Here is a 9,176-nt window from a genome sequence, read left to right on the forward strand (position 1 = left end):
TTTAATGTGAAGTTACACATATCTAGATCCCCCTAAATCCCCCTTAAAAAGGGGGACTTTGATATGTTTTTCTGGTTCCCCCCTTTATAAGGGGGGCTAGGGGGGATCGAATTCTATGCAGCTTTATAAAAAATTGGTATAAAGACGGTTACATTCAGGAAAATTTCAATGTCATTAAATAAAAATATCCTTGAGCAACCACCAAATAAGCTGCTGGCAACTTTGCCAGCTAGCGATTATGAACGTCTTGTCCCCCATCTAAAGCTAGTTTCGCTCCCATTTGGGCAAATCCTTTACCAAGTAGCCGAACCCATTACACACGTCTATTTTCCTGATAAAGCAGTGGTTTCTATAGTCACCACTATGGAAGATGGCTCAACGGCGGAAGTTGGGATAGTGAGCAATGAAGGCATGGTCGGTATGCCGGTAATTTTAGGAGACAAGACCACAACCACAACAGCGTTTGTGCAGATTTCGGGCGCTGCTATGGAAATCAATGCAGATATATTGATAGCCGAGTTCAATCGGGGCGGAGTTGTTCAAAACGTGCTGCTGCGCTATGTACAAGCTGTATACTCTGAACTGGCGCAAGCAGCTGCCTGTAACCGTCTCCATACACTGGAAGAACGGCTGGCTCGTTGGCTACTGACAGTCTCTGACCGTTTAGAATCAGAAGATTTTCCGCTCACGCAAGAATTTATCTCCCAGATGCTAGGTGTACGTCGTTCCGGCGTGACGGTAGCGGCTAGCACCCTGAGCCGAGCCGGAATGATCGGCTACCAACGCGGTCATATTAGCATCTTGAAGCGAGAAGATTTGGAAGCAACTTCCTGCGAGTGTTATCAAGTCATCCAAAAGGAATTTGCTCGGTTACTGGGCATGAAGCCCAGTAACCGAGCCAAAAAATTTTTTTGAATTATAGCAACAGCCAAAATGGTTAGGACATTAACAGATGATAAAATTTAGACACAAAAAGGCTTTTCACCCAGTCCCCAGTCCCTTGCTATAGATGTGCGAAACCGAACCGACTGGTAAAAGTAACTTGATTTAAAATATTTTGAGCAAATTTCTCTTTTAACATTCAGTGAGCAACAAGATTATTAGGCAGCAAGTAAACAGGTTACTTGCGGCTTTGCCAACCAGTGATTATGAGCGTCTGATTCCGCACCTAAAGTTAGTTTCGCTTCCCACTCGGCAAGTTCTCTACGAACCAGGAGAACCGATCAGCCACGTCTATTTTCCCCAACACGCAGTGATTTCTATCGTCACGATTATGGAAGATGGTTCGACGGTGGAAGTTGGGATAGTGAGCAATGAAGGCATGGTGGGTATCCCAGTCATTTTAGGAGGCAAGACAACAACCACAAAAACGTTTGTCCAAGTTGCGGGTGCTGCAATGCAGATGGATGCAGATGTTCTGAGAACCGAGTTCAATCGGGGCGGAGCTATTCAAAAGCTGCTGCTGCGCTATGTACGAGCTATATATACCGAACTGACACAATCATGTGCCTGCAACCGTCTTCATTCATTGGAGGAACGGCTGGCTCGTTGGCTGCTCACAGTCTCTGACCGTTTGGAATCAGAAGAATTTCCATTAACGCAAGAATTTATCGCCCAGATGTTGGGTGTAAGGCGCTCTGGTGTGACGGTAGCGGCTAGCACCCTAAGCCGAGCCGGAATGATTCGTTATCAGCGTGGTCAAATTAACATCCTGAATCGAGAGGATTTGGAAGCAACTTCCTGCGAGTGTTATCAAGTCATCCAAAAGGAATTTGCTCGGTTGCTGGGGAATCGTCAAAGTGCGTAGGCCTAGCCCGTCGTAGACATCGCCAATAAACAATATTAAGTTACTATGTCCGAAACCGGACAGACACTTGCTAATTGGTTCCTTTAAGATTTAGTAAAGTATGCATCAAATAGCGTCAAATAAGTAGTAATTGATGCGATCGCTACTTCAAGTCTTTGAGCTATAGGGCAGTAAGAAGAATGTCTAATCAATCGATGTCTTTTCAAGGTCTGCGATTGCTCGTTGTTGATGATGATGCTGATACAAGAATATTACTTACCTTCCTTTTTGAATTAGAAGGAGCAGAAGTGATTGCAGCGGCTTCAGCAGACGAGGCTCTCAAAAGAATGTCATCTTTTAAACCAGACATCCTAATTAGTGACATTTGTTTACCTGATGAAGATGGCTACTCATTACTCTTGAAGGTCAGAAATTTAGAAGCAAAGCGAGGTAGAAAGATTCCAGCGATCGCTCTGACAGCATCTACTTTCGAGGATGACCATAAACGTGCATTATTAGCAGGTTATGATATATACCAATGCAAGCCAATAGACTTAGACGAGTTAACTTTTATGGTTGCTAGTTTAGTTGGAATCGAACAAGACATTTGTCATATTTAGATGTAACCAGGGATAACTCATTAAGTAAAAAAGCTTTAACTAAATTTTATTTATTTTCAAAATGCGATGTCTACGACGAGCTAAACCGTCGTAGACATCGCATTTTTGCAACAATCTTTTGATTAATTTTATTTTTGATTAATTTCGCTATCAGTAAAAAACTTTTAAAATTCAGTGATATAAAATATACTAAGAATAAATACAGAGAACGACCAAGTAATTCTCTGCAAGTACTCATTTTTTCATATTAAGGAGTGCATTATGGAATATCTTGCTTATTCTCAGATGTTTATTGCTCAAGAAGAGGCATCTGAAAATACTAAATATCATCTTCCTCAACCTCAATTCAATTGGAAAAAACTGCTTAAATCTTCGGCCTGGTTAACTTTTGCTGGTGTCGGTGTATTGTTTGCTGTTGTAACCCAAATTCAAGTAAGTTCCGCTGCCTATGTCAAGACTAACGGCAGTTGTTTACGTGTCCGTACTGGCCCAAGCAGCAACTACTCGTATGTGGACTGTGTACCAAATGGTGCAACACTTCCAGCAATTGAACGATATGAAAATGGTTTTGCCAGACTTTCTACAGGTAGATACGTTTTTGCGCGATGGATTGGTAATAGACCTAACAATCCTCCTGTGACTAGACCTGGTGGTATTGGCGGTTCGGTGATTCTTACTCCTGGTTCAAAAGGTCAGCTCGTCAGAGACGTGCAAACAGCTTTAGGTAATCTTAGAATTGATGGAATTTACGGTCAAGAAACTGTTAGCCGAGTCCGAAGCTTTCAGCAAAGCAAAGGTCTACTTGTAGATGGTGTTGTAGGCCCCGAAACTAGAGCAGCTTTGGGTGTTTAACCAGAAGCCACCCTTGGAAAATCTCGTGGTTTGGTAAATATTGTCAAACTAGTTTTGAGGGTTTGTAGTAAGCACTTTAGTGCTTAGAAAATAAGGACTAAAGTCCTTACTACGAACTTGCTTACCCATGAATGTAATTTTGGACAATCTGCAAAATGCGCTCTGCTGCATGACCATCCCCAAAGGGATTGATTGCGTTTGCCATCGCTTCGTAAGCATCTGAGTCACTGAGTAATTCAGCAGCAGCTGCAACAATGTTCTCAGTCGTAGTGCCGACAAGTTTGGCTGTACCAGCTACCACAGCCTCTGGTCTTTCGGTAGTGTCTCTCAAAACTAGTACTGGTTTTCCCAAGCTGGGAGCTTCTTCTTGCAAGCCTCCAGAGTCAGTGAGTAAAAGATGCGATCGCCCAATTGCTCCCACCAAATCTCCATAATCTAAAGGATCTGTCAAGAAAATTCGGGGATGATTCCCTAAAAGTTCCTGCAACGGGACTCGCACTGTCGGATTGCGGTGCAATGGTAGTAGTAAAGCTGTATCAGGAAACTTGTCTAAGATTTGTAAAAAGGCTTGAGCGATCGCTAACAGAGGTTCTCCCCAATTCTCCCGACGATGAACTGTTGCTAACAAAACCCGATATGATTCCCAGTTTAAGCCTGGGACATCGCAAACTACTTGGGTTGCAGCGACATTTAACAATGCATCAATTACAGTGTTACCTGTCATGTGAATTTCACCCAAAACACCAGAACGATGCAAATTTTCCACAGCCCAAGGAGTCGGCGCAAAGTGCAACTGAGTAATTTGAGAAATCAATCGGCGATTAGCTTCTTCTGGGTAAGGATTGAAGATATCATCAGTTCTTAACCCTGCTTCTACATGACCAATAGGAATTTTTTGATAAAAAGCTGCCAAAGCTGCGGCAAAAGCAGTGGTAGTATCTCCTTGCACGATTACTAAATCTGGTTTTTCCGCCTTAAATAATGCTTCTAATCCTTGTAAACTACGGCAGGTAATATCATTTAGAGATTGCTGAACCTGCATAATTTCCAAGTTATAATCCGACTTGATATTAAACAGTTGCATAACCTGCTCAACCATCTCCCGATGTTGTCCAGTTAAAATTACTTGCAACTTAAATTCTGAAGACTTTTGGAAAACCTGAATCACTGGAGCGAGTTTAATTGCTTCCGGACGAGTACCTAAGATAATGCAAACGCGTTTTTGATTAGTCATTAGTTATCTGTAATTTACCATCTATAGTCAATGGTCTATAGTCAATGCTCTATGGTCAATAGTCGGCGGTCAATCCTCACATAAACCATAAATATTAATGGATAAATTACACAAGATATAAAAAAATCGGCTTAACTTGACAAATGCATTATTTGTTTAATTAAGCTGTAATAACTATTTAAAATTTAAAGTTATAAAAACCATGAAAAAACCCGGCTTAACCGGGCAGACGCACTGTTTGTCTAATTAACCTGTAATAACTATTTAATTTCACAAGTTAGAGGGCAAGCAGCGTAAACAGTAGCCTGCATTTGGTCTGCCTCTCCATGCAGCCAGCTTAACCATTTAATTTCACTAGGATGAACTCCCTTAACAGTTAGCACACCCGCAGCCAATACAACCGCCATGACATTAAACATTATTAGAGCACCTGCTACAAGCAAAACTGCACTAACAGGCATCACAGATTGCAAGATAATCGACAACAGACATCCGACCGTAGCCATTAAGACAACTAGTGGAAAACCCACAACCAACAAACATACTGCTAATGTAAAAGTCCATATTAAAAAGCTTTTAATCATCAACAAGGAGTAGGTCTTTCCTTGATTAGAGCTTTGAGCAGAAACCATGACTTTTCCTCCCAAAATACACAACAAATTTTAATTTCAGTAATATCTCACTTTTTTGCGAGTAAACTGAATTGTCTCAGTGAAATTCAGTATATAAAAACTAATTGGGAAAATGAGCATTTATTTACTAAAGTTTACAGTTAATTTTTTGTAATTATGGATATAAAGTCAATTTTATATCTATGAGAAAAACTTGTTTACTGCATCTACCTTCAGGTATAGAACCTAAAAGGTATGAGCTTTAAACTTCGATCCCCAAGCGATCGCTCCGATTCAACTTAACATTTATTATAAAAACTAGTAGTCTTTCTCATAATTCCTAGACGGGCTGAATAGATGAACTGCTAGTATTTGTACTGTTAATTGCTAGCAATTCGTGCCCATGCCTGGGATAAATTTCTCATCTAAGTCATGAGAATATTTACTTTAAAATAAAAGCATTAAATATTACTTTACAACCTCTGTGTGTTTGCTGAGGTCTTTTAAGTACTTGCGTGTGTTAAACCAGTTTAGATAGGTTAAATAATCTATCTAAATAGTTTGAGTATTGAAATCTTAGGAAATAAAAGATACCAATTGGGGTGAATGAAATAGATTGACCGTGGTTCTAGAGTTTTAATCGCCTTCTATCACCGCTAAGGCTTGCAGACAAGCATTCTCCAAAAGTCATCAAAGCAAGTGACTTTACTTCTCGTTAATTCAACTTTTTAACTGCCAAATGTGAAGATATATGACAGAATCACAGTCTCCATTAAATTCTAACTCTGCTGCCGGACGTAATTTACCACCAATGCCGCCGCCTCCACCGCCAACCCCAACCTTTAGCACGCAGCGGCAGATGACACAAACACTCGATATGTCAATGGATAGGGGCACTAATGCGCCTGTTGCAGGTCATCGTCCGGCTAGTCCACCGCCAATACCTAGTTCAGTTCGCCCTCAAAACAGCAGTCCAGAACTGACTTTAGAAAAGTTAATCAGAGAAGCTTACGATCAGGGATATTCTGACTTGCACTTGGGTGTGGGTGAACCACCCCGCTTCCGCAGCCGAGGAGAAATTCAATCAGGAGATCATCCAGAAACAGATAAAGAAACTTTTATGAGTTGGTTGCGGGAGGTGATGACTGAGGGAGAAATTCAGCGCTTTGAAGAATCCTTAGAATTTGACGGAGCAACTCAATACGAATTTGCTCGCGTCCGGATTAATGTTTTTGGCTCCCTGAAAGGGCCTGCAATGGTGTTGCGGTTGATTCCGCTAAAAATCTTAACTATGGAACAGTTGAGATTACCTCCGATTTTTCGAGATATTTGTCATCACCATAAAGGTTTAATTCTGGTAACAGGGCCCACTGGTTCTGGTAAGTCCACCACAATGGCAGCGATGATTGACTACATCAATAAGGAGATGGCCAAGCATATCATCACCATTGAAGACCCGATAGAATTTGTGCATCAAAGCCGCAAGTCTTTAGTCAAACAGCGGGAAGTGGGAATGCATACCCGGAAATTTGACAACGCTTTGAAAGCAGCTTTGCGGGAAGACCCAGATTTGATTCTGGTAGGGGAAATGCGGGACAAGGAAACTGTTAACACCGCCCTAAAAGCCGCTCAGACTGGTCACTTAGTCATGGGAACCTTGCACACCAATAGCGCAGTCAAAACCATTGAACGGATTCTCAACCTCTATTCTGGTGATGAGCAAGATGCAATGCGGGTGGCGATTTCTGAGTCTTTAGTGGCAGTAATTGCTCAAGGTTTGTGTCGCACAACTGACGGTAAGCGGGCTGCTTTCCATGATGTCTTGATCAACACTGAGGCAATTAAAGAATGGATCAAAGATGGTAAGTATGATGAAATTGGCGAACTGATGAAACAAGCCGGCTTTGACGGCATGATTACGATGAATCAGTCATTGCTCAATCTCTATCAAGACGGACGAATCACTGAAGAAACTGCTTTGGAAATGTCACCAACTCCTAACGAAATGGCACAATTTCTCCGAGGTCGAGTTTAACGATTGGGCATTGGGCATTGGGCATTGGGCATGGGGCATGGAGAAGAGACAAGGTAGACAAAGAAGAGGGGGAGACAAGAGAGACTTGTCCCCAGTACCCAGTCCCCAGTACCCAGTCCCCAATCTCAAATATCTTTGCGATCCTGGTTGAGGTTATAGCTAAGGTAAAAGGTAAAAGAGAGAATTTTTACTTTTAGTTCCCTAACCTCTGTGAATAATTTGACGACAAATAAACTATCTACACCCCAGCTGTTTAAAGGCATTGCGCTATTTACACCTGGAGGAGATTTAATTTACTGCATCGACCCTAGCAAGCAAGGTCGATGGCATTTGCATTTGTGCTCGGCTTTGCAAGAAATTCTAGATTTACCAGAGCCACCGCACTTTTTAGTGCCTTGTTATACTGCAACTATTGACAATTGGTTAGATCCGCGTACTCAACAAGTGCGAACTTTTGCTGAAGCTTATCCGGCTGTAATTAGACATCAAGCTTTGTTGAATGCTGTTTTTGGCACGGGAGAATTAGTATGGCAAGCAGCTCCTTGGCAAGAGGGATTGTGCGATCGCATGGTGTTAACAACCTATCGTTCGTCATTTAGCCAGCTTTGGGAGGATCACGATTTAATTGTCCGTCTAGACCTTTCTGAACCTGTGCCAAAATATCACCAACCAGTAATAGTACAAAAAAAAGAAGCCATTACCCAAGGCTATGTTCTCCGCTTATTTGTTGCCGGACATAGCAATTCTACTGAACGCATTCTGCAAAATTTACACGAATTGTTAGAGCGATCGCTCAAACACCCTTATACTTTGAAGGTGATTGATGTTTTAAGCCATCCAGAACAAGCAGAACTAAATCATGTTTCTGCAACTCCTACCCTTGTCAAGGTTTGGCCTCATCCAATTCGGCGAATTGTTGGAGAGTTGGATCGTGTAGAAAAGATTTTACAGATGTTAGCTGTTAAGGAAAACTTTTAAGTAATTAGACTAGTTTTTTTGCTAAATGCGCGAATGGGTAGGTGTTGGTGAAGGGGTTAGTACAAAAATGGCTATATTGCTTTATCTGCAAGAGTTTGAGAGCTTTAGCATCTTGAAACCATCCGCGTACCTCGTATAAACTGACTTTCAGCTATTTACAGTTAGCACAATTCCCAGTCCTTATGTTATGATTTTCGCATTCGCGCTGTTGAACCTTGAAAACTAAATAACACAAGGCTTTCAAATACCTGATATCGCAATCAACTAAAATCCCTATTAGGGATTGAAACCCCACTCAAATTACCACTTAACGCAGCAAATAACATCGCAATCAACTAAAATCCCTATTAGGGATTGAAACGAATCAATAACTAACCACCAGAGTCCGCCTTTCATCGCAATCAACTAAAATCCCTATTAGGGATTGAAACAAAAACACAATGCAGACATAAAGGGAGAATGCAGATCGCAATCAACTAAAATCCCTATTAGGGATTGAAACTTACACAATATTCGGCGGGAAGATCGCAAATTAAATCGCAATCAACTAAAATCCCTATTAGGGATTGAAACGATGCCCTAAGTATTATGTAGCATCATCAAATACCTGATATCGCAATCAACTAAAATCCCTATTAGGGATTGAAACGTTGCAGCGCCAGGATGCCCACCATTGATGATGCAATCGCAATCAACTAAAATCCCTATTAGGGATTGAAACGCCAAGCTAGGAACCCGGCAACGGCTAATATAACTAATCGCAATCAACTAAAATCCCTATTAGGGATTGAAACAAAGAATTTTTACCTACAGGAACATCAAACTTAAATCGCAATCAACTAAAATCCCTATTAGGGATTGAAACGAACAGCAACATACTCCCTGGCAATAGAGTTACTAATCGCAATCAACTAAAATCCCTATTAACCCAAGTTGCGGGTTATCAAGCTGTGGGTACTTTGCACTTGAATAGTCGTGCGCTCGTTCAGGACGAAGTGGCGGTTGCACGTCGCGCAACCGCCACCTCAATTAACTCAAAAATACAAATACTGAATTAGAT

The 9,176-nt window shown here is 41.4% G+C and carries 8 protein-coding genes and 1 CRISPR repeat array; of the genes, 6 read left to right on the forward strand and 2 right to left on the reverse strand.

The annotated features are described in order from the left end of the window. Window positions 1-168: 168 nt before the first annotated feature. The 4 genes from RMY32_RS28815 to RMY32_RS28830 all read left to right on the forward strand — a co-directional run bounded on the left by RMY32_RS28815 (window position 169) and on the right by RMY32_RS28830 (window position 3,258). Complete coding sequence (locus RMY32_RS28815; protein WP_322712100.1) at window positions 169-915, forward strand: Crp/Fnr family transcriptional regulator; 747 nt, start codon at window positions 169-171, stop codon at window positions 913-915. A 169-nt stretch (window positions 916-1,084) separates the two neighbouring features. Further along, entirely contained in the window at window positions 1,085-1,807 is a 723-nt protein-coding gene (locus RMY32_RS28820; protein WP_322712101.1) for a Crp/Fnr family transcriptional regulator, read from the forward strand. A 179-nt stretch (window positions 1,808-1,986) separates the two neighbouring features. Then, a complete protein-coding gene (locus RMY32_RS28825; RefSeq protein WP_322712102.1) occupies window positions 1,987-2,406 on the forward strand; it encodes a response regulator in 420 nt (139 codons plus the stop codon). Between the two features lie 261 nt (window positions 2,407-2,667). Continuing rightward, window positions 2,668-3,258, forward strand: coding sequence for a peptidoglycan-binding protein (locus tag RMY32_RS28830; protein WP_322712103.1), 591 nt, complete (start codon window positions 2,668-2,670; stop codon window positions 3,256-3,258). A gap of 121 nt (window positions 3,259-3,379) precedes the next feature. Here the strand turns inward: RMY32_RS28830 and wecB are convergent, their stop codons facing one another. After that, window positions 3,380-4,492 (reverse strand): non-hydrolyzing UDP-N-acetylglucosamine 2-epimerase, encoded by a 1,113-nt coding sequence (gene wecB, locus RMY32_RS28835; RefSeq protein ID WP_322712104.1) that lies wholly within the window; start codon window positions 4,490-4,492, stop codon window positions 3,380-3,382. A 260-nt stretch (window positions 4,493-4,752) separates the two neighbouring features. Continuing rightward, on the reverse strand, window positions 4,753-5,124 hold the full coding sequence (locus RMY32_RS28840; protein WP_322674155.1) for a hypothetical protein: 372 nt from the start codon (window positions 5,122-5,124) through the stop codon (window positions 4,753-4,755). 730 nt (window positions 5,125-5,854) lie between these two features. Here RMY32_RS28840 and RMY32_RS28845 point away from each other — a divergent pair. Continuing rightward, a complete protein-coding gene (locus RMY32_RS28845; RefSeq protein WP_322712105.1) occupies window positions 5,855-7,138 on the forward strand; it encodes a type IV pilus twitching motility protein PilT in 1,284 nt (427 codons plus the stop codon). A 210-nt stretch (window positions 7,139-7,348) separates the two neighbouring features. Next, window positions 7,349-8,116 carry a circadian clock KaiB family protein gene (locus RMY32_RS28850; RefSeq protein WP_322712106.1) on the forward strand — a complete coding sequence of 256 codons (768 nt, stop codon included), beginning with the start codon at window positions 7,349-7,351 and terminating at the stop codon, window positions 8,114-8,116. A 253-nt stretch (window positions 8,117-8,369) separates the two neighbouring features. Then, window positions 8,370-8,981: a CRISPR direct-repeat array (repeat unit 37 nt; unit sequence ATCGCAATCAACTAAAATCCCTATTAGGGATTGAAAC). The last annotated feature ends 195 nt before the right edge of the window (window positions 8,982-9,176 follow it).

It is taken from the genome of Nostoc sp. ChiSLP03a, from assembly GCF_034531215.2.
In the GTDB taxonomy this organism is placed as follows: domain Bacteria; phylum Cyanobacteriota; class Cyanobacteriia; order Cyanobacteriales; family Nostocaceae; genus Nostoc.

Bases quoted from the DNA above. Each gene is read 5' to 3' on its own strand.
- RMY32_RS28815 (WP_322712100.1), top strand. From the start codon at position 169: ATGTCATTAAATAAAAATATCCTTGAGCAACCACCAAATAAGCTGCTG.
- RMY32_RS28825 (WP_322712102.1), top strand. From the start codon at position 1,987: ATGTCTAATCAATCGATGTCTTTTCAAGGTCTGCGATTGCTCGTTGTT.
- RMY32_RS28830 (WP_322712103.1), top strand. From the start codon at position 2,668: ATGGAATATCTTGCTTATTCTCAGATGTTTATTGCTCAAGAAGAGGCA.
- wecB (WP_322712104.1), bottom strand. From the start codon at position 4,492: ATGACTAATCAAAAACGCGTTTGCATTATCTTAGGTACTCGTCCGGAA.
- RMY32_RS28840 (WP_322674155.1), bottom strand. From the start codon at position 5,124: ATGGTTTCTGCTCAAAGCTCTAATCAAGGAAAGACCTACTCCTTGTTG.
- RMY32_RS28845 (WP_322712105.1), top strand. From the start codon at position 5,855: ATGACAGAATCACAGTCTCCATTAAATTCTAACTCTGCTGCCGGACGT.